Source organism: Cupriavidus oxalaticus (genome assembly GCF_016894385.1).
Lineage (GTDB): Bacteria > Pseudomonadota > Gammaproteobacteria > Burkholderiales > Burkholderiaceae > Cupriavidus > Cupriavidus oxalaticus.
In genome coordinates, this window is record NZ_CP069811.1 from 1,066,896 (window position 1) to 1,090,788 (window position 23,893).

A 23,893-nucleotide genomic window follows, 5' to 3' on the forward strand; every position below is an offset into this window, starting at 1 on the left:
CGGCCTCAGCCTTTCGCCTCGCGCTCGAGCAGATCACGCTTGCGCGCCACGCCCCAGCGGTAGCCTGACAGGCCGCCGTCGCTGCGCACCACGCGATGGCAAGGAATCGCCACCGCCAGGTGGTTGGCCGCGCAGGCCTGCGCCACCGCGCATACCGCCCGCGGCGCGCCGATGCGGGCCGCGATCTCGGCGTAGCTGGCGGTGCTGCCCGGCGGGATGTGTTGCAGCGCCTGCCAGACGCGCTGCTGGAAGGCGGTGCCGCGCACGTCCAGCGGCAGCGCCAGGCCGGTCGATGGCGCCTCGACAAAGCCCACCACCTGCGCCACCAGCTGCTCGAACCGCGCGTCGCCGCCGATCAGGTTGGCGCGCGGGAACTGGTCCTGCAGCTCCTGCAGCAGCACCTGCGGATCGTCGCCGAGCAGGATCGCGCAGACGCCGCGGTCGCTCTGCGCGACCAGGATCGCTCCCAGCGCGGACTGGCCGATGGCGAAGCGGATATCGGTGTCGGCGCCGCCAGCGCGGTAGCGCGACGGCGTCATGCCGAGCACCGCGTCCGCGGTCTCGTAGAAGCGGCTGTTGGAGCCGAAGCCGGCGTCGTAGATGGCCTCCGTCACCGATTCGCTGCTGCCCAGCTGCGTGCGCAGCTTGCTGGCGCGGTGCGCGGCCGCGTAGGCGCGCGGGGTCAGGCCGGTCGCGGCCTTGAACAGCCGGTGGAAGTGGTAGGCGCTGACGCCGGCGGCGCGCGCCAGCTCGGGCAGCGCAGGCACGGCGTCGGCGGCCTCGATGCGGCGGCACGCGTCGGCCACGATGGCGGCGTGCCGCGCGGCCAGCGCGGGCGGCGCGGCGCGGCGGCTTGGCCGGTACCCTGCGGCTTCGGCCGCCGAGGCGCTGTCGAAGAACTCGACATTGGCCGGATGCGGCAGCCGCGAGGGGCTGCTGGGCAGGCAATAGACGCCGGTGGTCCTGACCGCGTAGACGAAGCTGCCGTCGGCGGCGCGATCGCGCGCCAGCACGCGCGCCCAGCGCGGGTCGTTCTCGATGGCGGTGGCGTTGTCGGTGCGACTGGCGCTGCCGGCGCTGCCGGCGTTCCGGCGCGGCCCTGGCGTGGATGCGGGCATGTGTCGCTCCTCAACTGGCGTCGTGGAAGATGATGCCGAGCGTGTAGCGCTGGCCCGCATGCAGCCGGCTGACGCCATGGCGCAGGTTGACCCGGTAGCTGCCCCGGCTGCCCTGCACGGGCCGCTGGCTGACCGCGAATACCACTGCGTCGCCCTGGCGCAGCGGCACCACCTCGGCGCGCGACTGCATGCGCGGGCGCTGCTCGGTCATCACGAACTCGCCGCCGGTGAAATCGCGTCCGGGCTCGGACAGCAGCACCGCCACCTGCAGCGGAAACACATGTTCGCCGTACAGGTCCTGGTGCAGGCAGTTGTAGTCGCCGGGGCCGTAACGCAGCAGCAGCGGCGTCGGACGCGACTGGCCGGCCTGGTGGCAACGCGCCAGATAGTCCGCGTGCACGGCGGGATAACGCGTGTCGATACCCATTGCGGCGTTCCAGCGGTTGGCAACGGGCACGAGGTGGGGATACAGGGCCGTGCGCAAGGCGCCGACGATGTCGGGCAAGGGATAGGCGAAATACTTGTACTCGCCCTGGCCGAAGCCGTGCCGCGCCATCACGATGCGCGAGCGGTACAGCCCGTCCTGCGCGTAGCGCGCGGCGAGCGCCCGGCATTCCGCTTCGGCCAGCAGGCCGCGGATGGCGGCGCAGCCATAGGCATCGAGTTCGCGCTCCAGCGTGGCCCATTCGATGCCATCGACGCGCGCGCCGATAGCTGCTGGCGGCTGGCGCCGGTCCTCGAGCGGGGCCGGCACGGGGCGGCGCGGCCCGCCTACTGTCAGCGCATATGCCTGGGGGCGCTGTGCCTGCTTGATCGTCACTGCCATTCTCCGGGGGGCTTGCATGGTGCCCACTTTAGGCCGGGCACGCGGCCGTGGCACTCCGGGTCTTGCTTTTGAATTCTGCGCGATGAGCGGGACTGATGCGGCGCCGTTTCGCCGGCATCAGCGATGCTTCGGTGGTACGAACCGAATCAATCGGTTAGCAATGGTTCCTGGGTAGGAGCCCGGCCCTACTGCATCTTGTCCAGGTTCCCGATCCGCACCAGCATTTCCGTGAACATCTGCATGTCGAGGTTCAGGTCGGCCACTTCCTTGTACTCGCGCGCATTGTGCGCGGTGTACTTCTTGCCCGGCATCGCCGGCCCGAAGTTGATCGCATTGGGCATCAGCTTGGCGGTGGTGCTGCCCGCGGTCGCGACCGGCTTGGCTTCCAGCCCGGTCGTGTCGCCGAAGATATTGAGCAGCGTGGACAGCCAGGCGCCCTTGGGGTCGCGCGCCATCCAGTTGCCCTGGTCGTACTTGATCTCCACCGGCCCGTGCGTCGCGGCCCAGCCGAAGATGCGCTTGGTGATGCGGGCGCCCAGTTCATCAGGCGTGCGTCCGCGCGGCATGCGCACGTTGGTGACCACGTCGACATACTCGCCGCGCTCGCGCACCAGCGTGGGCGACATCGTCAGGGGCCCCATGAAGGCGTCACGATATGCCAGTTCCATCTTGTTGCCGAGGTAGTCCAGCCCGTACAGGTCGTTCAGGTAGCGCACCGCCCTCAGGTAGTGGTTGTCGGCAAAGCGCACGCCGCTGGCCTGCAGGAACAGCGCCAGCCGCGGCAGCGGGTTGACGCCTTCTTCCGGGCGCGAGCCGTGCGCGGACGCGCCGGTGACCTTGACCTCGACTTCATTGCCCTCGCGCTTCACATCGATCGAGAACTTGCCGCGCGGCGCGTGGCGACGCACGAAGTCCGTCTTCGCCTGTTCGAGGGCCGCGGCCACGGCGGCATCGCCGCCGGCAATGCGCGCGGTGGCGGTCTCGGGAATGGCATTGGCCGAGGCGGCGCCGCGCATGGCCACGATGGCAGGGCTCTTGCTGCCTGCCTTGCCGCGTTCGGCCTTGCCGTCGGCGGACTGGATGCCGAACGAGACCGTCAGGGTGCCGGCGCCTTTCTCCGCGACCACGGCGGGATACTTGCTGTCGAGCACGATGTTGTATTCCGGCAGCGTGGTGTGCTGTCGGTAATACTTCATGCCATCGCCGCCGGTCTCCTCGGTGGTCTCGATCATCAGGCGGATGGTGCGCTCCAGCGGCACGCCGCTTTCCTTGACGGTCTTCATCGCATACAGCACGGCGGCGATCGAGCCCTTGTCGTCGATGGTGCCGCGCCCGTAGAGCGTGTCGCCGACTCGCGTGAGCCGGAACGGATCGAGGCGGGTGCCGTCGTCCAGCACCCATTCCTCGGCCACGGCCGGCACCACGTCGGCGTGCGTCAGGATACCGAAGGTGTCCTTGCCGCCGCCAGGCAGCGTGACTTCGAACACGCGGTTGTCCACGTTGCGGTAGGCCAGCCCGAAGTCGCGCGCCATGCCTTCCACCAGCTTGCCGAACTCAACGATGGCGGGGTTGTCGTGCTGGGCGATCTTTTCATCGCGCACGGTGCGCAGCGCCACCATCTTGCCGATGGTGTCGATCACGGCCGCCTCGTTGCGGACGCGGTTGTAGACGCCCAGCAGGCGGCCGATATTGACCAGGTTGTCGCCCGCCAGCGGCGCCTTGGCCTGCCAGGCGGCCACGGCCGGGGCGACCGCCGGCTCCGCCTTGGCGGCGGCCGCCATGAAGGCCTGCAGGTCAGCCGGTGCGGCGGCGCGGGTGCTGCTGACCAGCGCATCGAGCGCCGGCTTCTTCAGGGTTTGCGCCTGCCCGGGGTGCGCGATCAGGATCGATAGCGCAAGCAGGGCAGCCCACCGGCGTGGCGTCGTCCGGTGGTGCGGGCGGCAAGATCGGGTCATTGCGAAGCAGGAAGTCAGGTTGGATGCCGCATGATAGGGCACTCGCCGGGGTTTGCAGAACAAATATGGCGTGGCGTGCGCGCGCGAAGCGTGCCCCAGGCCGCAATCGCGGATTCCTATGTCGTCTCCATAGCTAAACACAATCATCTTGTTTGAAACGATGAATTGTACAAATCACATCGCGGTCGACAGAATGAGGCCTTCGCTGCAACACGCAGCCGAGACAACCGAATGAACCCAGACCAAGGAGTGATTCCGATGCTGCAATCCCGTGAAGGCCAACGCGTTCCCAATGCTTCTTTCCGCGTCCGTGAAGACAACGAGTGGAAGACCGTCACCACCGGCGAGCTGTTCAGCGGCAAGACCGTGGTCGTGTTCTCGCTGCCGGGCGCCTTCACGCCGACGTGTTCATCCACCCACCTGCCGCGCTACAACGAGCTGGCGCCGGTGTTCGCCAGGCATGGCGTCGACGACATCCTGTGCGTGTCGGTCAACGATACCTTCGTGATGAACGAATGGGCCAAAGACCAGGAGTCCGAAAACATCACCATGATTCCCGACGGCAACGGCGAATTCACCGAAGGCATGGGCATGCTGGTGGACAAGGCCGACCTGGGCTTCGGCAAGCGCAGCTGGCGCTATTCGATGCTGGTGCGCGACGGCGTGGTCGAGAAGATGTTCATCGAGCCGGAAGAGCCGGGCGACCCGTTCAAGGTTTCCGATGCCGACACCATGTTGAACCACATCGCCCCGGGCGCGCGCAAGCCTGACCAGGTGGTGGTGTTCTCGAAGGCGGGCTGCTCGTTCTGCGCCAAGGCCAAGCAGCTGCTGGACGACAACGGCTTCGACTACATCGACGTGCCGCTGGACAACAAGGTGCGCGGCAAGGTGCTGGGCGCCGTGTCGGGCGAGATGACCGCGCCGCAGGTCTTTATCAACGGCAAGCTGGTCGGCGGCGCCGAGGCGCTGCAGCAGTACCTGGCCAGGTAAGCGACCAGCCAAGTGGCCAACCAAGTGGCCAACCAAGTGGCCAACTAAGCCGCTCCAAGCCTTTCTCTTCCGCTTGCGCGGACCGGCAGTCGCCGGACCCGATGGCACCGCCTTGCCCGCAATCGCTGGCAGGGCAGGGCGGTGCCATCCAGCCCGTTGATTGACCCCTGATTCACGCCATGACAACCAAGGAGCCGTACGCCATGACTACCATCCAGACCGACGTCGCCGTGATCGGCGCAGGCACCGCCGGCCTTGCCGCCTACCGCGCGGCGGTGGCAGCCGGCAAGCGCGCCGTGATCATCGAAGGCGGCCCGTACGGCACCACCTGCGCCCGTGTCGGCTGCATGCCTTCGAAGCTGCTGATCGCCGCCGCCGAGGCCGCGCACGAGCTGCGCCACACCGCGCCGTTCGGCGTACACGTGGATGGCCAGGTCCGCATCGACGGCCGCGAGGTCATGGCCCGCGTGCGCGGCGAACGCGACCGCTTTGTCGGTTTTGTCGTGCGCGGCGTCGAGAATATCCCGGAATCCGACCGGCTCCGCGGCCATGCCCGCTTTATCGACAACACCACGCTGGAGGTGGACGGCCACACGACCGTGCGCGCCAGCCGCGTGGTCATCGCCACCGGCTCCAGGCCCGCGCTGCCGGCACCGTTCAAGGCCTTTGGCGACCGCCTGATCGTCAATGACGATGTGTTCGCATGGGAAGACCTGCCAAACAGCGTGGTGGTGTTCGGGCCGGGCGTGATCGGGCTGGAGCTTGGGCAGGCGCTGTCGCGCCTTGGCGTGCGGGTGCGCGTGTTCGGCGTCAGCGGTTCGCTCGGGCCGCTGACCGATCCGGCGATCCGCGCCTATGCCGCCAAGGCCTTCAACGATGAGTTCTACCTCGAGCCGCAAGCCAGCGTGACTGAAATGGCCCGCGACGGCGACCAGGTGGTGGTGACCTATGCCGACCGCGAAGGCCGCAGCGTGACCGAGCGCTTCGACTACGCGCTGGCGGCCACCGGCCGCGAGCCGAACGTGCGCGGCCTCGGCCTGGAAAACACCGGCCTGGCGCTGGACCAGCGCGGTGTGCCGGTGTTCGACCCGGAAACGCTCCAGTGCGGCAATGCGCCGGTGTTTATCGCCGGCGACGCCAACAACGTCCTGCCGCTGCTGCACGAAGCCGCGGACGAGGGCAAGGCCGCCGGCGAGAACGCCGCCAGCTATCCGCAGGTGAAGCGGCTGGCGCGCCGCGCGCCGCTGGCGGTGGTGTTCTCCGACCCGCAGATCGCGATGGTCGGCCAGCGCTACGCCGACCTGGCCGAGGGCAGCTTCGTCACCGGCGAAGTCAGCTTCGAAGACCAGGGCCGCAGCCGCGTGATGCTGAAGAACCGCGGGCTGATGCATGTCTACGCGGACAAGGCGAGCGGTCGTTTCCTGGGCGCGGAATGGATCGGCCCGCGTGCGGAAAACATCGCGCACTTGCTGGCGTGGTCATGCCAGCAGGGGCTGACCATCGGGCAGATGCTGGGCATGCCGTTCTACCACCCGGTGGTGGAAGAGGGGCTGCGCACGGCGCTGCGCGACGCGGCGGCCAGGCTTGCGGCGTAGGGCCCCCCCGACCCGGCGGTGATCGGGGCGGGCGGCGGCTGGGACGATTGCAGGGCACCTGGGGGCAGCCTAACGCCGGGGCATCATGCGATGCGCCGCCGCATAGTCGCGCAGGGCATCGTTCATCAGCGTTTGCCAGCCGCTGCCCGTTGCCTTGTAGGCCTCAAGCACATCGGGATCGATTCTGAGCGTCTGGTTGACTTTGCGCTCGGCCGCTGGCTTGGCCGGACGGCCCCGGCGCCTTACCAGTGCCTCGGCCTTTTCCTTCCCTATCGCCCGCTCGAGCACCTCGATGGCCGGGCGCATCTGCCTGATCTCTTCGGTGGGCAGCGAAACCGCATCCGGATCGGCATCCATGCCGCGGGCAATCGCGGCGTCTTCCGCGGGGGTCGGGATAGTCAGCTTAGGTTTCCTGTTCATAGTCTCGCACCTCGCGGGAATTGGCTTTTCGGAGGCTGATCGCACGCAGTGTGTCGCCGCGCATGGTGAAGACCAGGCAATGCAGGCGAGGTCCAATTGGCCCATATGCGATGTAGCGCGTCTCGCCGTATCGCTTGCGGGTATCGGTCTTGAGCAGCGCGCGTTCAAAGTCGAACAGCCCGGCAGCGGCCCGTGACAACCCATGCTGGCGTCGGTTGATGGCGTCCTTCGCCAGATCGAACTCGATGTCCATTTACCGTAGCAGCAAAAAATAGCTCAGGCAAATTTAATGCTGCAGCGTAAATACCGACGCAGGATATCGTAAAAAGCGGAAAATAAGTCACTTTCGGAACGTGGCGACCAAGTCTTGCGGAAAATGTATCGCCCCTGACACATTCAGGTTACAATTAAAATGTAATTACGAATTGTTCGCATTCGTAATCAGAAATTTCCACTGGCAAGCCGTCGCCGTTTCCGGTGCGCGGCACGCTACATTTCCGTTCCTGAGTGATGTCCTTTCATCCGATCTCCCGGGCCAGGCCGCGCCTTGCCCGTTCCCGGCTGACGCCTCCCCGCGGCCTTTCGCTGACCACCCTGGCCCTGAGCCTGCATGCCGGCGGCGTGTTTGCCCAGTCGGCAGGCACGCCCGAGGCTGCCTCTGGCGCGGCCGCCGAATTGCCGGCCGTGACCGTGCGTGCCTCTGGCGTCGACGAGACCGCAACCGGCCCGGTACACGGTTTCGTTGCCAGACGCAGCGCCACCGCGACCAAGACCGATACGCCGGTGATGGAGACCCCGCAGTCGATCACGGTGATCACGCGCGACCGGATGGAAGCGCAGGGTGCGCAGTCGGTGCAACAGGCGATCGGCTACACCGCCGGCGTCTATGCCGGCCCTTACGGCAATGACGCGCGCGGCGACTGGGGCAAGTTCCGCGGCACGGACTTCACGCAGTACCGCGACGGCCTGCTCAACCAGGTCGGCTTCTACAACAACGTGCGCGCGGACGTTTACGGGCTGGAGCGCATCGACGTGCTGCGCGGCCCGTCGTCGATGCTGTTCGGGCAGGGCGCGGTGGGCGGCATCCTCAACCTGGTCAGCAAGCGCCCGCAGGCCGAGGCCGCGCGCGAGGTCGGCGTGCAGTTCGGCAACTACAACCGCAAGCAGGTGCAGGCCGACCTGACCGGCCCGCTCGATGCCGAGGGCAAGTGGATGTACCGGCTGGTGGCGCTGGCGCGCGACAGCGACACGCAGGTGGACTACGTGCCCGACAACCGCTACCTGATCGCGCCGTCGCTCACGTACCGTCCCAATGCCGATACCTCGTTCACGCTGCTGACCAATTTCCAGCGCGACGAAACCGGGACCTCGGTCGGCTTCTTCCCGTGGCGCGGCACGCTCTATCCGAACCCGGGCGGGCAGATTCCCGATCACCTGTTCATCAGCGAGCCGGGCTACGACCGCTACAACGCGGAGCAGACCTCGGTGGGCTACGAGTTCCAGCACAAGGTCAACGATGCGCTGACGGTCCGCCAGAACCTGCGCTACTCGCACAGCACCGTGGATTACCGCAGCATCTACGCCGCCGGCTTTACCGGCGCGACGCACGGCTGGGTGCCCGGCAGCAGCACGCTGATGCGCCGCACGGTCTACCTGAGCCAGCCGACGCTGAATGCTTTCGTGGTCGACACGCAGGCGCAAGGCAACTTCCGCACGGGTGCGGTCGACCATACGCTGCTGGCCGGCGTCGACTACCAGCATGCCGAGATCACCGGCCGCTCGGGCGTCGGCGGCACCGCTGCGCCGCTCGATGTTTTCAACCCGGTCTACGGCAATTTCACGCTGCCTGGCACGCGCGACCTGAACCCCAGCAAGCAGATCCAGACCGGCGTCTACCTGCAGGACCAGCTGTCATGGAACAAGTGGCTGCTGATGCTGGGCCTGCGCTATGACTGGTCGCGCGCGGCACAGGACAACACACCTGCGGCCAGCCGCGAAGACAACGAACTGACCAAGCGTGCCGGCCTGATGTACCGCTCGGACATCGGCCTGAACCCGTACGTCAGCTACACCGAGTCGTTCCAGGGCCTGCCCGGCTTCAACCGCTCCAACCAGGCCTTCAAGCCGCTGCGCGGTTCGCAGTGGGAAGCGGGGATCAAGTACCAGCCGCCGGGCAAGAACGCTTCGCTGACCGTGGCGGCGTTCGACATGCGCGAGAAGAACCGGAAGACCGCTGGCGTGGTCAACGGCATTCCTGACCAGGTGCAGGTGGGCGAGGCCCGCACGCGCGGCATCGAGGTCGAGGCACTGGCTTCGCTGACCAGCCGCCTGGACCTGATCGCGACCTATACCTACCTGGATGCGCGCGTGATCGAGGGCAGCGCGGCCGAGGTCGGCAAGCGCCTGGCCAGCACGCCGTCGAACATGGCGTCGCTATGGGCCAACTACCGCTTCAAGCTGTTCGGGCTGCCGGGCTTCGTGGCCGGCGGCGGCGTGCGCTATGTCGGCCCGAGCTACGACGGCACCGACCAGAACCGCGTCGGCGGGGTCACGCTGTACGACGCCATGATCGCCTATGACCACGGCCCGCTGCGCGTCGCGCTGAACGCCAACAACCTGTTCGACAAGCAGTTCCTGACCACCTGCCTGGCACGCGGCGACTGCTACTTCGGCGCGCGCCGCACGGTGGTCGGCAGCGTGACGTACCGCTTCTGACGCGGCGGAGCTAGGCTGCCAGCGCGGTATCGATGGCGCGCTGCAGCCGCTCCATGCCGAAGGTCACGTCCTGCACCGTGCCGTTGACGAAGAACGACGGCGTGCCCCGCACCCGGCAACGCGTGCCGCCGTGCTGGTCGGCGCGGATGTGCGGCAGGTGCCGGTGCGTGGACATGTCGTTGTCGTAGCGATCGAGATCCAGGCCGGCCATGGCGGCGTAATGGCGCAGGGCATCGGGCTTCAGGCCCTGCGGGTGCTCGTAGAGCATGCGGTACATCTGCCAGAAACGATCCTGCGCCGCCGCGGCCTCGGCGCACTCGGCCGCCGGCTCGGCGGACGGGTGCCAGCTGGCCATCGGGTAGTGCCGGTAGACAAAGCGCACCTGCGGGCCATAGTGCTCCAGCAGGATCTTCATGGCGCCGTAGGCGATGCGGCAGTAGGAGCATTCGAAGTCGCCATATTCGACGACGGTGACCCGGGCAGTATCGGGGCCGACGGCATGGTCGGCGGCGGTGACGGCGACTTCCAGCATTGGCGTTCTCCGGTGCGTGCGCGGCAAGGCATGCGCGGATTCCCGGTGGGGAGGTTCCAGTGTAGACCCCGCAGGCGCCAGGCCAAGGCCCCGGCAGCCACGCCGGACACCTGCGCTTCCGGACGGCGGACCGGCTATGGCACGATCGACAGGAACAGGTAGGCCGCCAGGATCACCAGGTGCACCACGCCTTGCAGGATCGTGGTGCGGCCCCTGCCCAGCGTCAGCGACGACACGACCAGCGTCAGCAACAGCAGCACCATGTCCTTCGGCCCCAGCCCCAGCTCCAGCGGCTGGCCGATCCAGATGAACACTGCCGCCACGGTCGGGATGGTCAGCCCGATGCTGGCCAGCGCCGAACCGAGTGCCAGGTTCAGGCTGGTCTGGATGCGGTCGGCGCGCGCCGCGCGCAGTGCCGCCAGCCCCTCGGGCAACAGCACCATGGCGGCAATCACGATCCCCACCACCGCGGCCGGCGCGCCGGCCTTCAGCACTGCCGCCTCGACCGACGGCGACAGCAGCTTGGCCAGCCCTACCACCAGCACCAGGCAGGCCACCAGCAGCACGGCGCTGACCAGCGCCACGCGCACGGGCGGCGGCGGTGCGTGCACGTTCTCGTCCGAACTGCCTTCGGCCAGGAAGTAATCGCGGTGGCGGATGGTCTGCACGAAGACGAACGAGCCATACAGCACCAGCGACATCACGCCCGAGAACGCCAGCTGCGCCGGCGTCAGCACCGGCCCCGGCGACGAACTGGTGTAGTTGGGCAGCACCATCGTCAGCACCAGCAGCGCCGCCAGCACCGCCATGGCCGCATTGGCGCCGGGTGCCTGGAATGCCTGCTCGCGGTGATGCAGGCCGCCGACGAACAGGCATAGCCCCACGATGCCGTTGCAGATCAGCATGACCGCGGCAAACACCGTATCGCGCGCCAGGCCGGCCTTCTCCGGCCCGGACGACAACATCACGGAGACGATCAGCGCCACTTCGATCACGGTCACGGCAATCGCCAGCACCAGCGTGCCGAACGGTTCGCCCACCTTGTGCGCGACTACCTCGGCGTGGTGCACAGCGGCAAATACGGCGCCCGCCAGCGCAACGGCCATCAGCGCGATCAGCCAGCCTTGGCCGGGCATCAGCCAGGCGAGCGCCAGCGTAGCCGCGGCCGCCACCGGGGCGCCAACGGTCCAGGGCGGCAGCTTGTTGGAAGTGACAGCCATCCCTTGGTGTCCTTTCTTGTCGTTATGCCGTGCCGGGCGGCACGGGCGTGCCATGCAGGCACGCATGATAGCTTGGAGATATGTTGTCGCCACCTTTATGGGCGCGGCAACAGGCATATGGCAGACGAGAAGGCTATGAGTTCCCGAGCGTTGATAGAAATTCGTGGAACTTGGCAGGGATTCTGTGGCATTGGCAGGCGCAGTTCGCGCCAGGAGATGGTCAGCCGGGCCCTGGCGGATCGTCCGTGGCAGGGCAAGGCGGCGGAGCGGGCGGGCGCTCGCGCAGCGCCGGATGGTTACGCAGGATCCAGCGCGCGGCAAACAGTAATGCGAACAGGCACGCCAGGAAATACGCGCACAAGGCGAGGAAGGTTTGCATGATGGATTGACCCGGGGATGTCGGCTCTGGTGGCCGGTGTGCGCGGCAGTATGCGCAGCATTCGTAACGCTCGACACCCTCTTGAGGGAGGGGACGTGGCGTCGGCGCCGGGCCGGATGGCGTCAAGCGCACTGCGCCGTGTGTCCTCGCGCATGGCAAAAACCGTCAGGCGCGCTGGCGGAATCGGTTATTGCCCGCCGCCCCGGCACGGGCGCACACTCTTGCGGCAGCCGCGCCAGGCGGCACCGACGATCACCAACGATAGCAGGCACCATGGCCCGGGCGGCGTCCGCGGCTGGCAGCCGGACATACAGGAGACACCATGCGCGACTACGCCCAGGCCTACGATGGCTTTTCCTATGACGAGGCGGTGGCCCGGCAACTGCATGGCAGCCTCGATGCGATCAATGCCTGCGTGGAATGCTGCGACCGCCATGCCGAGGCCGGCCGCATCGCGCTGTATTGGGAGGGCCGCGACGGCAACGCGCGCAGCTGGACGTTTGCCGAACTGCAGGCGCTGTCGGTGCAGTTTGCCGGCTTCCTGAAGGCGCAGGGCGTGCAGCCGGGCGACCGCGTGGCGGGGCTGCTGCCGCGCACGGCCGAGCTGCTCGTGACCATCCTGGGTACCTGGCGCGCCGGTGCGGTGTACCAGCCGCTGTTCACGGCGTTCGGTCCCAAGGCCATCGAGCACCGGCTCAACAGCTCGGGCGCGAAAGTGGTGGTCACGGATACCGTCAACCGGCCCAAGCTCGATGACGTGGAGGGCGCGCCGCCGGTCGTCACCGTGGCCGGCACCAGCGAGGTGCCCGGGGACGCAGCCTCCGGCGATTTCAGCTTCTGGGCCGAGCTGGCGCGCCAGCCGGCCACGTTCGAGCCGGTCATGCGCCGCGGCGACGATCCCTTCCTGATGATGTTCACCTCGGGCACCACCGGCCCGGCCAAGCCGCTGCTGGTGCCGCTCAAGGCCATTGCCGCGTTTGCCGGCTACATGCGCGACGCCGTCGACCTGCGCGACGAAGACGCGTTCTGGAACCTGGCCGACCCGGGCTGGGCCTACGGCCTCTACTACGCGGTGACGGGGCCGCTGTCGCTGGGGCATGCCACCACCTTCTACGATGGCCCGTTCACCGTGGAAAGCACCTGCCGCGTGATCCGCAAGTACGGCATCACCAACCTGGCGGGCTCGCCTACCGCCTACCGGCTGCTGATCGCCGCCGGGCAGGCCGTGTCGGAACAACTGCGCGGGCAGCTGCGCGCGGTCAGCAGCGCCGGCGAGCCGCTCAACCCCGAAGTGATCCGCTGGTTCGCCAGCGAGCTGGACGCGCCCATCCACGACCACTATGGCCAGACCGAACTGGGCATGGTGCTGTGCAACCATCATGCGCTGTCGCACCCGGTGCGCATGGGCGCCGCGGGCTTTGCCAGCCCGGGCCACCGTGTGGTCGTGGTCGACGACGCGCAGCGCGAACTGCCCGCCGGGCAGCCCGGCACGCTGGCGCTGGACCTGGAGCGCTCGCCGATGTGCTGGTTTGGCGGCTACCACGGCACGCCCACCAGCGCGTTCGCCGGCCACTATTACCTGACCGGCGACTCCGCCGAGCTCAACGACGACGGCAGCATCAGCTTTATCGGCCGCGCCGACGATGTCATCACCACCTCGGGCTACCGCGTCGGCCCGTTCGACGTGGAAAGCGCGCTGATCGAGCATCCGGCCGTGGTCGAAGCCGCGGTGATCGGCAAGCCGGACCCGGAGCGCACCGAGCTGATCAAGGCCTTCGTCGTGCTCGACCGGCAGCACGCGGCCACGCCCGAACTGGCCGAGGCGCTGCGCCAGCATGTGCGCAAGCGCCTGGCCGCCCACGCCTACCCGCGCGAGATCGAATTTGTCGCCGAGCTGCCCAAGACCCCCAGCGGCAAGGTCCAGCGTTTCATCCTGCGCAACCAGGAGGTCGCGCGCGCCCGCGAGGCAGCCTCGGCCTGAGCCCGGACGGCTCTGGCACGCTTCCTATAATGAGGAAGCGGTTGCCAGGTCCCCGGCGGTGATGGAGGCTGCGGCGCCGCGCCAGGCGCGCCCGCAGGCCGGGCGCACGTCTTTTCTTCTCCAGACCATTCGGGCGAGGCGATCAAAATGCAGACTAGCGAAGCGGTGCTGACGCAGGCGCGCGCAGCCTTGGCGCATGTGCCTTATCAGGGGCATGTCCTTCATCCCACCATCCAGCTGCGGCTGTCGGACGGCGCGCTGATCCTGGAGGGCGAGGTCGCCGATATCGTCGACAAGACCCGCGCGGCCACCGCGCTGCGGCGCGTGGACGGCGTGACCAGCGTGATCGACCACCTGCGCGTAACCAACGGCGGCGTCACCGTCGGCGATGGCGAACTGCGCGATGCGGTATGCGAGCGCCTGCTCAACGCCATCGAGTTCCGTAACTGCAGGATCTGCGCGCGCGTCAAGGGCCAGCACGAAACCGTGCGCGAGCCGGTGGGCGAGCGCAGCGGCTGGATCGAGGTCGAGGCGCACGACGGCGTGGTGACGCTGTGGGGCCAGGTGATCAGCCTGTCGCACATGCGCCTGGCCGGCGTGCTGGCCTGGTGGTCGCGCGGCTGCCGCTGCGTGGTCAACGAACTGGTGGTGGCGCCCGCCGAAGCCGACCGCGACGATGAGATCACCGAGGCGCTGATGCTGGTGCTGGAGACCGATCCCTTCGTCGATGCGGCCCAGGTCAGCGTGCATACCGAAAACCGCGTCGTCACGCTGGAAGGCTGCGTCGCCAGCGAGAACACGCGCCGGCAGGTCGAGCGCGACGCGTGGTACGTGCAAGGCGTGGAGGACGTGGTCAACCACATCTCGCTGCGCGCCTGAGCTTGCAGCGGCCTAGCCCGGCATGCCGCGCCGGGCCGCCGCATCCTCCATGCGCCAGTAGCGCCGCCGCGCCCGCAGCGTGAAGCGGGCGCGATAGTCCGACATCGACATCCCCGTGATGCGCTGGAACAGCCGCCGGAACGCGGCTGCGTCGCTGTAGCCGCAGGCTTCGGCGATCGCCTGCGTGCCGTGCAGCGTCACCTCCAGCAGCATGCGCGCGCGCTCCACGCGCCGCGTGTGCAGGTAGTCCAGCGGCGTCATGCCGGTGACCTGCCGGAAATGCCGCAGCAGGGTCCGCTCGCTGACCGCCGCGGCCCGCGCCACCGCGGCCAGCTGGTAGGGCTCGGCCACATGTTCCTGCAGCCACTGCACGGCCCGGTACACGGGGCTGTCCGCGGTGCGGCTGAGCCAGCGCTGCGAGACCAGCGCCGGTACGCTGCGCTGGCGTTCGGGCTGGTAGAGCATCAGCTGCGCGGCGGCCTGCGCCAGGTCGGGGTCGTGCAGGTGGCCCAGCACACGCAGCACGAATTCCACCTGCAGCGCGGGGGCCACGCAAGAGAACACTTGCCCGTGCACGCTCATGGCCTGGTCCCCGCCCAGGTCTGCGCGCGGGAACTGGTGCGTCATCCAGCTCTGGTACATCCAGGGCGCGCCGGTGCGGGCGCCGTCCAGCAGGCCTAGCTGCAGCGGCAACAGCATTCCCGATGAGCACGCGGCAAGCCACCCGCCCGCGGCCACATGGCGCTCGACCATGCGCAGCGCGGCGGTATCGCGCCGGACGATGTCGCCGAGCTGGTGCGCATTGCTGGCCAGCAGGGCCGGGATCACCAGCAGCGAGCGGCTGTCCGCCGCCCTGATGCGGCGCGTGGAGGCCTCCAGGCCCGGCAGGCCGGCCGGCAGTGTGCGCCCGTTGGCGCCGCACAGTTGCCAGCTCAGCGTCGGCGCCGCATCGGGCCGCTGCAGGCTCGCCACGCCGGCGACGGTGCGCAGCACGTCGAGCGTGGTGAAGAGGGTGCCGGGCATCGCATTGGGCAGCCACAGCAGGCGGACATGTAATGGCCTTGCGGGCGCGGTGGGGGTGTCGGGGACCAGTGGATCAGCGGGGGCGCGCATATCAGGGGCGGTTGGTGCGTGGTCCGATCTCGGGCCAGGCGTGGCGGGATCGGCATTGTGATTGGCGATATTGATCCTCCCCATGCCCGCTGGCAAGGGCTAGCATCGTGCCGTTGTGCCATGGCGCCGCCGCCGCCGCCGCCGCTGCTGGTGCTGGTGTTGCGTCATGGCATGGCCCAACAAGACCAATCCGAGGAGATTCCATGCCGTTTTCCGTTCGACACGTTGCAGTCGCCGCCGCCCTGGCACTTGCCGGCGCCGGCCACCTGGCCGCTGCCGCCCAGCCCGATGCCGCGCTGCTGGCCGCGGCCCGCACCGCCCAGCCGGCGGTGGTGCAGTCGCTCAAGGAGATGGTGTCGATCGAATCCGGCAGCGCCAACGCGCAGGGCCTGGCCCGGATGGCCAATTACACCGAGAAGCGGCTGCAGGCACTGGGCGCGCAGGTGGAGCGCGTGCCGGTCACCAAAGGACCGGGCACCATGGTCAAGGGCACGTTTATCGGCAACGGCAAGCGCCGCATCATGCTGATCGCCCACATGGACACCGTCTATCCGGAAAACACGCTGGCGACGCAGCCGATCCGCGAGGAGGGCAACCGGCTCTACGGCCCCGGCATTGCCGATGACAAGGGCGGCATCGCCGTCATCCTGCATTCGCTGGAGATCCTGAAGAACAAGGGCTGGCGCGACTACGCGCAGATCACCGTGCTGTTCAACCCGGACGAGGAAGTGGGCTCGGTCGGCTCCGGCGAAACCATTGCCACCCTCGCCGCGCAGCATGACGTGGTGTTGTCGTGCGAGCCCACCGCCGCCAAGGACGTGGTCAAGGCCGAGTCGCTGCTGCTGGGCGCGTCCGGCACCGCCACCGCCACCATGCAGGTCAGGGGCCGCGCCGCGCATGCCGGCGCCGCGCCCGAGCGCGGCCGCAATGCGCTGGTCGAGCTGGCCTACCAGCTGCAGCAGACCCGCGACGTCGCCACCCTGGTGCCTGGCTCGCAACTGAACTGGACGCAGGCGCAGGCCGGCACCGTGCGCAACCAGATCCCCGAAAGCGCGGTGGCCTACGGCGACGTGCGCACCACCGCCAGCGGCGCCGCCGAAAAGCTCAAGGTCGCGCTGCAGGACAAGGTCAAATCGGGCCAGCTGGTGCCTGAAACCCAGACCACGGTGACGATGGAAGAGGGCCGCCCGCCGTTCGTGGCCGACGCCCGCGGCCGCGCGCTGGCCAGGCGCGCACAGGAAATCTACGCCGAGCTGGACGGCCGCACGCTGGCGCTGGCCGAAGGCACCGGCGGTGCCACCGATGCGAGCTATGCCGCGCGCTCGGGCAAGCCGGCGGTGGTGGAGAGCTTCGGCCTGGCGGGCTTCGGCTACCACGCGCGCGACGAGTACATCGAGCTGGATTCGATCGTGCCGCGGCTGTACCTGATGACGCGGATCCTGGAGGATATTGGTCGTCACTGAGCGGGCTGCAACCGAGACCCCGCGCCGGTGTGCCGCGGATGGCACGCGGCTGCACCGAAGCGGCGCTTCGCATGTGTTCCGGACACCGCGTCCCGCGCGCGGGGCGACCACTGGCCCCGGCATCCTGCTACAGTGTCAGCGCCGCCCGCCCGTGGCGGCCATGACAAAGACATAGTGGGGAGACCGCAGCATGAACCGCAAAGGCCTGATCGATGCCGCCTCGGCATTGGAAGACCTGGCGGCCGGCAATGTGCCGGCTGCCGCGCAAGTCGCCGCAGGCGCCGCCGCGCTGGAGAAGATCCATGCCGATTTCCCGGGCTGGCGCGATGTGGGCGACGCACTATTTGGCCTCAAGGCGCTCGCCAGCGGCTCTGGCATGGACCTGGACGCCAACGGCCGCCAGCGCGCGGGCCGGCTGGCCGACGTCGTGCGCAGCCTGATCGACCAGATCTGAACGGCTGCCTGCTAGAGCATCGACTCGATCGGCAGGATCGACAGGAACCAGATGCCGAGCCGGCGCCACCAGCTGGTGTTGGGTTCGGTGTCGTAGCGCACCACCTCGTCGCCGCGCCGTTCCAGCCAGTACAGCTTGCCTTGCTCGTCGAGCTTGACCTGGTAGGCCGCTTCCGGCACCACCGTGGCGAAGGTCGACTCGATGCGGCCGGCCAGGGCCGGGCTGTCGATCACGAAGCCCAGCTCGGTATTGAGATTGGCCGAGCGCGGGTCGAAATTGAACGAGCCCACGAACACGCGGCTGGCATCGACGCCAAAGGTCTTGGCATGGAGGCTTGAGCCGGAACTGCCGAACGGGCCGGCGCGGCCCTCTTTCTTGATCGGCGCCGCCGAGCGCCGCAGCTCGTACAGGTCTACGCCTGCCTCCAGCAGCGCCTTGCGGCGCTTGGCATAGCCCGAATGGACGGCGGCGACGTCGGTGGCCTCCAGCGCGTTGGTCAGCACGCGCACGGTCACGCCCTTTTCGGCCAGCTGCGAGAAGTACGCAGTGCCGGCGGTGGACGGGACAAAGTAGGGCGAGACCAGGTCCAGCTCGCGCCGGGGCTCGCCCAGGATCTCGCGCAACTGGTGCGCGACCAGCGTGTTGCGCGATGCCTCGCCGAGGGCCTTGGCCGGGTCGTCGCTGACGATGCGTGTCGCGGCCCACTCGAACTCCAGCGTGCCGTCGAGCATATGCTGCACGTCGGGCACCTCGCGCAGCGCGGCAATGTAGGCGCCGGCGGCGGGGTTCTGCTCGACCGCGCGGGCGCTGCCGGCCAGCTCGTGCAGGCGCTCCACGCTGACCGGCGGCACCAGCCGGTCCACCGGGTACGCCGAAGCGCTGGCCCAGTAGCGGTCGAAGTCGTGCGCCACGTCGGCCGCGGCGGGGCCGATCGCAATCACGTCCAGGTCGGCGAACAGCACGCCGTCGGTGGCGCCGAAGTATTCGTCGCCGACGTTGCGCCCGCCGATGATCGTGGCGACGCCGTCGGCAGTGAACGACTTGTTGTGCATGCGCCGGTTCAGGCGCCGGAAATCGGTCAGGAAATTGAGCGCCTTGGGCTGGCGCAGCACGAACGGGTTGAAGATCCGCACCTCTACCTGCGGATGCGCGTCCATGGCCGCGAGCAGCTCGTCCATGCCGGAAAGCCCGTTGTCATCGAGCAGCAGCCGCACGCGCACGCCGCGGTCGGCGGCCTCGTGCAGCGCCTCCAGCAGCAGCGTGCCCGTCAGGTCGTTGCGCCAGATGTAGTACTGCACGTCGAGCGTGCGCTGCGCCGTTCGCGCCAGGTGCATGCGCGCGGCGAAGGCTGCGTGGGCGTTGTTCAGCGGGTGGATGCCGCTGAGCCCGGAATGGCCGGCCAGCGCGGCCGCGACCGCGCGGCCCAGCGGCGTGGCTGCGGCCTCGGCGGGCGTGATGGCGGTGGATTCGGTGCGGTGGTCCAGTGGCGGCAGCGCGCAGCCGCCCAGCAGGGTGGCGCAGCACAGCAGCAGCGAACTGGCGTGCAGGCGGTGGTGGGGCACGAACGCAGCGTCTGTCGGCAATGGCATGGCGGTGGTCGGCGCGATGTCTGGCTTCAGCTAATCGCTATGCCGGCGCGCGGACTTCGTTGACACACCGGCCCTCACCCCATCCCTCTCCCGCGAGCGGGAGAGGGGGAACACCAACGGGGTTCGAAGCGCTTGCTGCCTACGAAGCTGCCACCACGCCACAAGCGATACGCCCGCCCGCATTGCCCGTCGGCTGCGTCTTGTAATCGTCGGGATCCTTGTGCACGACCACCGCACGCCCGATCACGCCGTTGGCGCCGGTGCCGACCGATAACGACGGCAGCAGCATGCTGACGCGCACGTTGCCGCTGGCGTCGGCGGTGACGTTGTTCATGTCGCCGGCATGGTGCTCGGGCATGGTCATCTGGCCGTGCGGCTTGCCGCCCGGGTTGAAATGGCCACCGGCGCTCATCGCGTCGGGCGCGGAGCAGTCGCCCTTCTCGTGGACGTGGAAGCCATGGACGGTGTTGGGCGGCAGGCCGGTGATCGAGGCGGTCATCAGTACCCCGCCGGGCTGTTGCTGGAAGGTCACGGTGCCGGCGGTATTGGTGCCGCTCTTGGGTTGCAGCTGCGCCGCGGCGCGGGCCCCGCTAGTGCCGGCCGAGGTCGCGGCGGAGGCAGCGGTGGCGCCCGTGGCGCTGGATGAGGCCGAGGCGCTCTTGCCGGAACCGGCGCAGCCGGCCAGCACCACGGTCGCGGCAACGCAGGCGGCCAGGGGGATAAGCACTGGTTTCATCGGAATCCTCTTCTCGTCGTGATTTCGGATGAAACAGTATAGGTCGGGCAACGCGCTCGCGGCTTCCGGTTTTGTCCTACTCGCCACGTTTCGGATGCCCCGGCGCTTGCGGTTTGCGCCAGACGGCAAGTCAGGCCGCCACCGCGAGGCGCTGCTGTACCGCACCAAAATGCGGGTGGCGCGAGAACAGGTCCGCCGCCCAGTTGACGAACACGCGGACCTTGGCCGACAGGTGCCGGTTCTGCGGATACATCGCCGAGATCGGCAGCTCGTCGGTCTGCCAGTCGGACAGGATCTCGACCAGCCGGCCGCTGGCCACATACGGCTCCGCCATCGCGCGCGAGATGCGGGCGATGCCATGGCCTTCCAGCGTGCAGCCCACGTAGACCTCGGCATCGTTGGTCGAGATCGCGGAGGGCAGCAGCACCTCGCTGCGCTCCATGCCGCGCGCCATCGGCCACGGCATTTCGCGGCCGTTGCGGTTGGACAGGTAGTTCACCGCCTTGTGCTGCGCCAGTTCGGCGAGGTCGCCTGGCGTGCCGGCGCGGTTCAGGTAGATCGGCGAGGCGTAGAACGCCAGCTTTACGTGGCCGATGCGGCGGGCCACCATCGATTCATCGAGCGGGATCCCCACGCGCAAGACCACGTCGACGCCTTCCTGCAGCAGGTCGATAGGCTTGCCGTTGATGGTCAGCTCGAGCTTCAGGTCGGGGTAGGCCTGCAGGAAGTCATGCAATGCGGGCACCAGGACCATGTTGGCCAGCGGTGCCGTGGTATCGACCGACAGTGTGCCGCGCGGCGAGTTGTTCTGCCGCGTGAGCGACTGCTCGGCTTCTTCCACGTCCGCCAGGATGCGCACGCAGCGTTCGTAATAGGCCGCGCCGTCATTGGTTACGCTGATGCGGCGCGTGGTCCGGTGCAGCAGCTTGACGCCGAGGTGCGTCTCCAGGTTCTGGATCAGGCGGGTCAGCGTGGCCTTGGGCAGGTCCAGCGATTCGGCGGCGCGCGCAAAGCTGCCGACGTCCACGACCCGTGTGAATGCCTGCATTGATACGAGACGGTCCATGATGAGGTTCCGACGATAGATCCGAACGGCGTGCCGCGCGCGCTCGTGACGCGCACGGCGTGGCTTGTTGTTGTGATTGGGGGAGTGCTGCCGGCTGGCTGGCGCCGGGGTGCGCGGGGGCGCGGGTCCGGCGTGGGTTTGTCAGGGCGTGCAGCGCCCGCAACGAATGAAAAGCCAGGTTGCGGATCGCCATGCGTGCCACGAGCCGGAGTGAATCACATTTCCGATGACCTTGTCACGCGTGGGGTTTCGGTCGATCGGAACGCGTTCGATTATTCCAATCACGGAACAGTGCATTGGCGATCTCTCGCTTTATCCCATCCTCGTCAATCACCATAATCCGTTGCATCGCAACACTCAAGCGCATTGTTTTTCCCGTGCGCCGGACGCCATGCCACACAAGCCAGGCCAACGCCAGAATGCCGCTCCCGCCGCCACCGGCCAGGGCGAGCCGCGCGTGGCCGAGCACACGGTAACGAGCGACGGCCGCGAGATCGCGGTGTGCGTGTGCTACCCGCCGGGCTATCCCGCGCCGGGCGCCGAGGCCGCCAGCTGGCTGCCCTGGCTGGTGTACCTGCATGCCGGCGGCTTTGTCGATGGCGGCCTGGAGCGGGCGCGCAAGCTGGTGCAAGGCCTGGCCAGGGCGGTGCCGGCCGTGGTGGTGACGCCGGCCTATTCGCTGGCGCCCGAAAACCCGTTCCCGGCCGCGCCCGAAGACGCGCACAGCACGGTGCAGTGGGTGCTGCGCAATGCCCGGCGCCTGAAGCTGGACAAGACCCGCTTCGCGCTGGTGGGCGAGGAAGCCGGCGGCAACCTGGCGATCGCGCTGGCGCAGATGCTGCGCGACCGCGGCACCGCGCAGCCGCGCGGGCAGTGGCTGATCCGGCCGGTGACCGACCCGTGCCTGCAGCACGCGTCGTGCGCGGGCTTCGGCAGCGGGCAGGTGCTGATGGAAACGTTGCGGCGCATGGCCTGCAACTATCGCGATTACCTGCCGACGCCGGCGGACAGCGTGCATCCCTATGCCGCGCCGGCGATGGCTTCGCGCCTGGCCGGGCTGCCGCCCACGCTGGTCCAGGTCGCGGAACAGGATACGCTGCGCGCCGAAGGCGAGGCCTTCGCGCAGCGGCTGGGCAAGGCCGGTGTGCCGGCCCAGGCCATGATCATGCCCGGCGCCTGCGGCGACGGCGTGGAAGAGACCCATGACGCGTGTCAGGCATGGGTCGACGAAGGTGCGCGGTTCCTGCAGCGATGTCTGGCTGCGGCCGACGATACCTCACCCCTGACCGAACGCCAGGCTGGCGCAAGCGCCAGCCGGCCTGGAGCCAAGCCCGCCGGCTGAGCCGCTCCAGCCAACACGCCAGCCGGCTCTGTATCGGCCAGAGCCAGGTCCGCCGGTTTGCATGGGCGGCCCTAAGTCCGACTATCCAATCTGACTCGGTTCCGGTCCGTCCTGCGCGGACCGGCAGGCGGCGTTCGGCCATTTGCTTTTCGGTTGAAGAAAACCCGAACAGGAGTTTGAGAAATGCAGCAGCAGAAGCGACGTACCCTGATTGCCCTTGCCATCGTCGTGGTGCTCGGTGCCGGCGTGGCCGGTTCGATCCTGCGCCCGTGGCACAGCGGCGAGGCCCATGCCAACACCCCGCCCCCCGCGCCGTCGATCGAAGTCGCCGCCGTGGTGGGCCAGACCATCACCGAGTGGGACGAGTTCTCCGGGCGCCTGGAAGCGGTCGAGCGCGTGGAAATACGTCCGCGCGTGGGCGGCAACATCGATGCGGTCCATTTCCGCGAAGGCGCGCTGGTGAAGAAGGGCGATCCGCTCTTCACCATCGACCCGCGCCCCTACGCCGCGGAAGTCGCACGCGCCGAGGCCGCGCTGGCCGCCGCGCAGGTGCGCGCTGCGCACGCGAAGAGCGAGGGCGAACGCGCACAGCGGCTGCTGGACGACAACGCCATCTCGCGCCGCGAGTTCGACGAGCGCATCCACGCCGCGCGCGAAACCAGCGCCAATGTCCGCGGCGCGCAGGCGCAACTGGAAGCCGCGCGCCTGAACCTGGCCTATACCCGCATCACCGCGCCGGTGGCCGGCCGCGTGTCGCGTGCCGAGATCACGGTGGGCAACCTGGTGGCACCGGGCGCGTCGGCACCGCCGCTGACCACCGTCGTGTCGGTGTCGCCGGTCTACGCCAGCTTCGAGATCGACGAGCAGAGCTACCTGCGTTATACCGCGCCGGGCGCCGGCGGTGGCAAGAACGGGCTGCCGGTGTACCTGGGCCTGGCCAACGAGGACGGCCATCCGCATGAAGGCAAGGTGCAGTCGGTCGACAACCGCCTCGACCCGCGCAGCGGCACCATCCGCGTGCGCGCGGTGTTCGACAACGACGACGGCCGCCTGCTGCCGGGCCTGTATGCCAAGGTCAAGATGGGCGGCGGCGCGCCGCATGCGGCGGTGCTGGTCAACGACCGCGCCGTCGGCACCGACCAGGGCAAGAAGTTCGTGCTGGTGGTCGACAAGGCCAACAAGCTGGTCTACCGCGAAGTCGAGCTCGGGCCCAATTTTGAAGGCCTGCGCGTGATCCGCAAGGGACTGAAGCCGGGCGAGAACATCGTCGTCAACGGGCTGCAGCGGGTGCGGCCGGGCGATACGGTGCAGCCCAAGGCGGTGGCCATGGCCTACCGCAGCGAGCTGGAGCCGCGCCAGGCGGCGCCTGACCGCAAGCAGGCCGCTGCCGAGAAAGGCGACGCGGACGCCAAGCCGGTGAGCTGATCCGCCGGTGTGCTCCCCGCTCCCGCTTGCGGGAGAGGGAGAACACCTTGCTTTGGCTAGATCGGGCGGCTTTGGCGCACCCCTAGTTTGTATCG

Annotated in this window: 20 protein-coding genes; 9 read left to right on the top strand and 11 right to left on the bottom strand. The window is 68.5% G+C overall.

Annotated elements, in window-relative coordinates; all coding sequences use genetic code 11:
* Nucleotides 1–5: 5 nt before the first annotated feature.
* From ada to JTE92_RS04775, 3 genes are all read right to left on the bottom strand, one after another.
* Nucleotides 6–1,118 carry a bifunctional DNA-binding transcriptional regulator/O6-methylguanine-DNA methyltransferase Ada gene (gene ada / locus JTE92_RS04765; protein WP_084254701.1) on the bottom strand — a complete coding sequence of 371 codons (1,113 nt, stop codon included), beginning with the start codon at nucleotides 1,116–1,118 and terminating at the stop codon, nucleotides 6–8.
* A gap of 10 nt (nucleotides 1,119–1,128) precedes the next feature.
* Nucleotides 1,129–1,830 (bottom strand): 2OG-Fe(II) oxygenase, encoded by a 702-nt coding sequence (locus tag JTE92_RS04770; RefSeq protein WP_371136909.1) that lies wholly within the window; start codon nucleotides 1,828–1,830, stop codon nucleotides 1,129–1,131.
* A gap of 299 nt (nucleotides 1,831–2,129) precedes the next feature.
* Entirely contained in the window at nucleotides 2,130–3,899 is a 1,770-nt protein-coding gene (locus JTE92_RS04775; RefSeq protein ID WP_063240368.1) for a dipeptidase, read from the bottom strand.
* A gap of 258 nt (nucleotides 3,900–4,157) precedes the next feature.
* Here JTE92_RS04775 and JTE92_RS04780 point away from each other — a divergent pair, with 258 nt between their 5' ends.
* Nucleotides 4,158–4,889 (top strand): glutathione peroxidase, encoded by a 732-nt coding sequence (locus tag JTE92_RS04780; protein WP_063240367.1) that lies wholly within the window; start codon nucleotides 4,158–4,160, stop codon nucleotides 4,887–4,889.
* Between the two features lie 203 nt (nucleotides 4,890–5,092).
* On the top strand, nucleotides 5,093–6,484 hold the full coding sequence (locus tag JTE92_RS04785; protein WP_063240366.1) for a dihydrolipoyl dehydrogenase: 1,392 nt from the start codon (nucleotides 5,093–5,095) through the stop codon (nucleotides 6,482–6,484).
* A 69-nt stretch (nucleotides 6,485–6,553) separates the two neighbouring features.
* On the opposite strand, the gene JTE92_RS04790 is transcribed toward JTE92_RS04785, so the two are convergent.
* Together JTE92_RS04790 and JTE92_RS04795 are read right to left on the bottom strand one after the other, a co-directional pair.
* Nucleotides 6,554–6,904 (bottom strand): BrnA antitoxin family protein, encoded by a 351-nt coding sequence (locus JTE92_RS04790; protein ID WP_063240365.1) that lies wholly within the window; start codon nucleotides 6,902–6,904, stop codon nucleotides 6,554–6,556.
* Nucleotides 6,888–7,157, bottom strand: coding sequence for a BrnT family toxin (locus tag JTE92_RS04795; RefSeq protein ID WP_063240364.1), 270 nt, complete (start codon nucleotides 7,155–7,157; stop codon nucleotides 6,888–6,890). Before JTE92_RS04795 ends, JTE92_RS04790 begins: the two co-directional genes overlap by 17 nt.
* A gap of 257 nt (nucleotides 7,158–7,414) precedes the next feature.
* On the opposite strand from JTE92_RS04795, the gene JTE92_RS04800 reads away from it, so the two are divergent.
* The gene (locus tag JTE92_RS04800) at nucleotides 7,415–9,619 is read left to right on the top strand and encodes a TonB-dependent siderophore receptor (protein WP_063240363.1); all 2,205 of its coding nucleotides are present in this window, start codon (nucleotides 7,415–7,417) and stop codon (nucleotides 9,617–9,619) included.
* Nucleotides 9,620–9,629: 10 nt separating this feature from the next.
* Here JTE92_RS04800 and JTE92_RS04805 read toward each other — a convergent pair whose 3' ends face one another.
* Entirely contained in the window at nucleotides 9,630–10,151 is a 522-nt protein-coding gene (locus tag JTE92_RS04805; protein ID WP_063240362.1) for a DsbA family protein, read from the bottom strand.
* 134 nt (nucleotides 10,152–10,285) lie between these two features.
* Complete coding sequence (locus JTE92_RS04810; protein ID WP_063240361.1) at nucleotides 10,286–11,371, bottom strand: calcium:cation antiporter; 1,086 nt, start codon at nucleotides 11,369–11,371, stop codon at nucleotides 10,286–10,288.
* Nucleotides 11,372–12,072: 701 nt separating this feature from the next.
* On the opposite strand from JTE92_RS04810, the gene JTE92_RS04815 reads away from it, so the two are divergent.
* Nucleotides 12,073–13,731, top strand: a complete 1,659-nt coding sequence (locus JTE92_RS04815) for an AMP-binding protein (protein ID WP_063240360.1) — start codon at nucleotides 12,073–12,075, stop codon at nucleotides 13,729–13,731.
* Between the two features lie 147 nt (nucleotides 13,732–13,878).
* Nucleotides 13,879–14,610 carry a BON domain-containing protein gene (locus tag JTE92_RS04820; protein ID WP_063240359.1) on the top strand — a complete coding sequence of 244 codons (732 nt, stop codon included), beginning with the start codon at nucleotides 13,879–13,881 and terminating at the stop codon, nucleotides 14,608–14,610.
* Nucleotides 14,611–14,622: 12 nt separating this feature from the next.
* On the opposite strand, the gene JTE92_RS04825 is transcribed toward JTE92_RS04820, so the two are convergent.
* Entirely contained in the window at nucleotides 14,623–15,723 is a 1,101-nt protein-coding gene (locus JTE92_RS04825) for a GlxA family transcriptional regulator (protein ID WP_063240358.1), read from the bottom strand.
* 203 nt (nucleotides 15,724–15,926) lie between these two features.
* Between JTE92_RS04825 and JTE92_RS04830 the strand changes: the two genes are divergently transcribed.
* A complete protein-coding gene (locus JTE92_RS04830; RefSeq protein ID WP_063240357.1) occupies nucleotides 15,927–17,186 on the top strand; it encodes a M20/M25/M40 family metallo-hydrolase in 1,260 nt (419 codons plus the stop codon).
* Between the two features lie 190 nt (nucleotides 17,187–17,376).
* Nucleotides 17,377–17,640: a hypothetical protein gene (locus tag JTE92_RS04835; protein WP_063240356.1), complete on the top strand. Its 264-nt coding sequence runs from the start codon at nucleotides 17,377–17,379 to the stop codon at nucleotides 17,638–17,640.
* A gap of 11 nt (nucleotides 17,641–17,651) precedes the next feature.
* On the opposite strand, the gene JTE92_RS04840 is transcribed toward JTE92_RS04835, so the two are convergent.
* From JTE92_RS04840 to JTE92_RS04850, 3 genes are all read right to left on the bottom strand, one after another.
* On the bottom strand, nucleotides 17,652–19,229 hold the full coding sequence (locus JTE92_RS04840) for a phospholipase D family protein (protein WP_063240355.1): 1,578 nt from the start codon (nucleotides 19,227–19,229) through the stop codon (nucleotides 17,652–17,654).
* A 139-nt stretch (nucleotides 19,230–19,368) separates the two neighbouring features.
* On the bottom strand, nucleotides 19,369–19,965 hold the full coding sequence (locus tag JTE92_RS04845; RefSeq protein ID WP_063240354.1) for a superoxide dismutase family protein: 597 nt from the start codon (nucleotides 19,963–19,965) through the stop codon (nucleotides 19,369–19,371).
* Between the two features lie 130 nt (nucleotides 19,966–20,095).
* Nucleotides 20,096–21,031 (bottom strand): LysR family transcriptional regulator, encoded by a 936-nt coding sequence (locus tag JTE92_RS04850; protein ID WP_063240353.1) that lies wholly within the window; start codon nucleotides 21,029–21,031, stop codon nucleotides 20,096–20,098.
* 391 nt (nucleotides 21,032–21,422) lie between these two features.
* Here JTE92_RS04850 and JTE92_RS04855 point away from each other — a divergent pair, with 391 nt between their 5' ends.
* The gene (locus JTE92_RS04855) at nucleotides 21,423–22,373 is read left to right on the top strand and encodes an alpha/beta hydrolase (protein WP_063240352.1); all 951 of its coding nucleotides are present in this window, start codon (nucleotides 21,423–21,425) and stop codon (nucleotides 22,371–22,373) included.
* A gap of 183 nt (nucleotides 22,374–22,556) precedes the next feature.
* A complete protein-coding gene (locus JTE92_RS04860; protein ID WP_063240351.1) occupies nucleotides 22,557–23,798 on the top strand; it encodes an efflux RND transporter periplasmic adaptor subunit in 1,242 nt (413 codons plus the stop codon).
* Nucleotides 23,799–23,893: the final 95 nt, after the last annotated feature.

Bases quoted from the DNA above. Each gene is read 5' to 3' on its own strand.
- JTE92_RS04845 (WP_063240354.1), bottom strand. From the start codon at position 19,965: ATGAAACCAGTGCTTATCCCCCTGGCCGCCTGCGTTGCCGCGACCGTG.
- JTE92_RS04790 (WP_063240365.1), bottom strand. From the start codon at position 6,904: ATGAACAGGAAACCTAAGCTGACTATCCCGACCCCCGCGGAAGACGCC.
- JTE92_RS04810 (WP_063240361.1), bottom strand. From the start codon at position 11,371: ATGGCTGTCACTTCCAACAAGCTGCCGCCCTGGACCGTTGGCGCCCCG.
- JTE92_RS04855 (WP_063240352.1), top strand. From the start codon at position 21,423: ATGCCACACAAGCCAGGCCAACGCCAGAATGCCGCTCCCGCCGCCACC.
- JTE92_RS04825 (WP_063240358.1), bottom strand. From the start codon at position 15,723: ATGCGCGCCCCCGCTGATCCACTGGTCCCCGACACCCCCACCGCGCCC.
- JTE92_RS04860 (WP_063240351.1), top strand. From the start codon at position 22,557: ATGCAGCAGCAGAAGCGACGTACCCTGATTGCCCTTGCCATCGTCGTG.
- JTE92_RS04850 (WP_063240353.1), bottom strand. From the start codon at position 21,031: ATGGACCGTCTCGTATCAATGCAGGCATTCACACGGGTCGTGGACGTC.
- JTE92_RS04800 (WP_063240363.1), top strand. From the start codon at position 7,415: ATGTCCTTTCATCCGATCTCCCGGGCCAGGCCGCGCCTTGCCCGTTCC.
- JTE92_RS04780 (WP_063240367.1), top strand. From the start codon at position 4,158: ATGCTGCAATCCCGTGAAGGCCAACGCGTTCCCAATGCTTCTTTCCGC.
- JTE92_RS04795 (WP_063240364.1), bottom strand. From the start codon at position 7,157: ATGGACATCGAGTTCGATCTGGCGAAGGACGCCATCAACCGACGCCAG.
- JTE92_RS04820 (WP_063240359.1), top strand. From the start codon at position 13,879: ATGCAGACTAGCGAAGCGGTGCTGACGCAGGCGCGCGCAGCCTTGGCG.
- JTE92_RS04775 (WP_063240368.1), bottom strand. From the start codon at position 3,899: ATGACCCGATCTTGCCGCCCGCACCACCGGACGACGCCACGCCGGTGG.
- JTE92_RS04835 (WP_063240356.1), top strand. From the start codon at position 17,377: ATGAACCGCAAAGGCCTGATCGATGCCGCCTCGGCATTGGAAGACCTG.
- ada (WP_084254701.1), bottom strand. From the start codon at position 1,118: ATGCCCGCATCCACGCCAGGGCCGCGCCGGAACGCCGGCAGCGCCGGC.
- JTE92_RS04805 (WP_063240362.1), bottom strand. From the start codon at position 10,151: ATGCTGGAAGTCGCCGTCACCGCCGCCGACCATGCCGTCGGCCCCGAT.
- JTE92_RS04785 (WP_063240366.1), top strand. From the start codon at position 5,093: ATGACTACCATCCAGACCGACGTCGCCGTGATCGGCGCAGGCACCGCC.
- JTE92_RS04840 (WP_063240355.1), bottom strand. From the start codon at position 19,229: ATGCCATTGCCGACAGACGCTGCGTTCGTGCCCCACCACCGCCTGCAC.
- JTE92_RS04830 (WP_063240357.1), top strand. From the start codon at position 15,927: ATGCCGTTTTCCGTTCGACACGTTGCAGTCGCCGCCGCCCTGGCACTT.
- JTE92_RS04815 (WP_063240360.1), top strand. From the start codon at position 12,073: ATGCGCGACTACGCCCAGGCCTACGATGGCTTTTCCTATGACGAGGCG.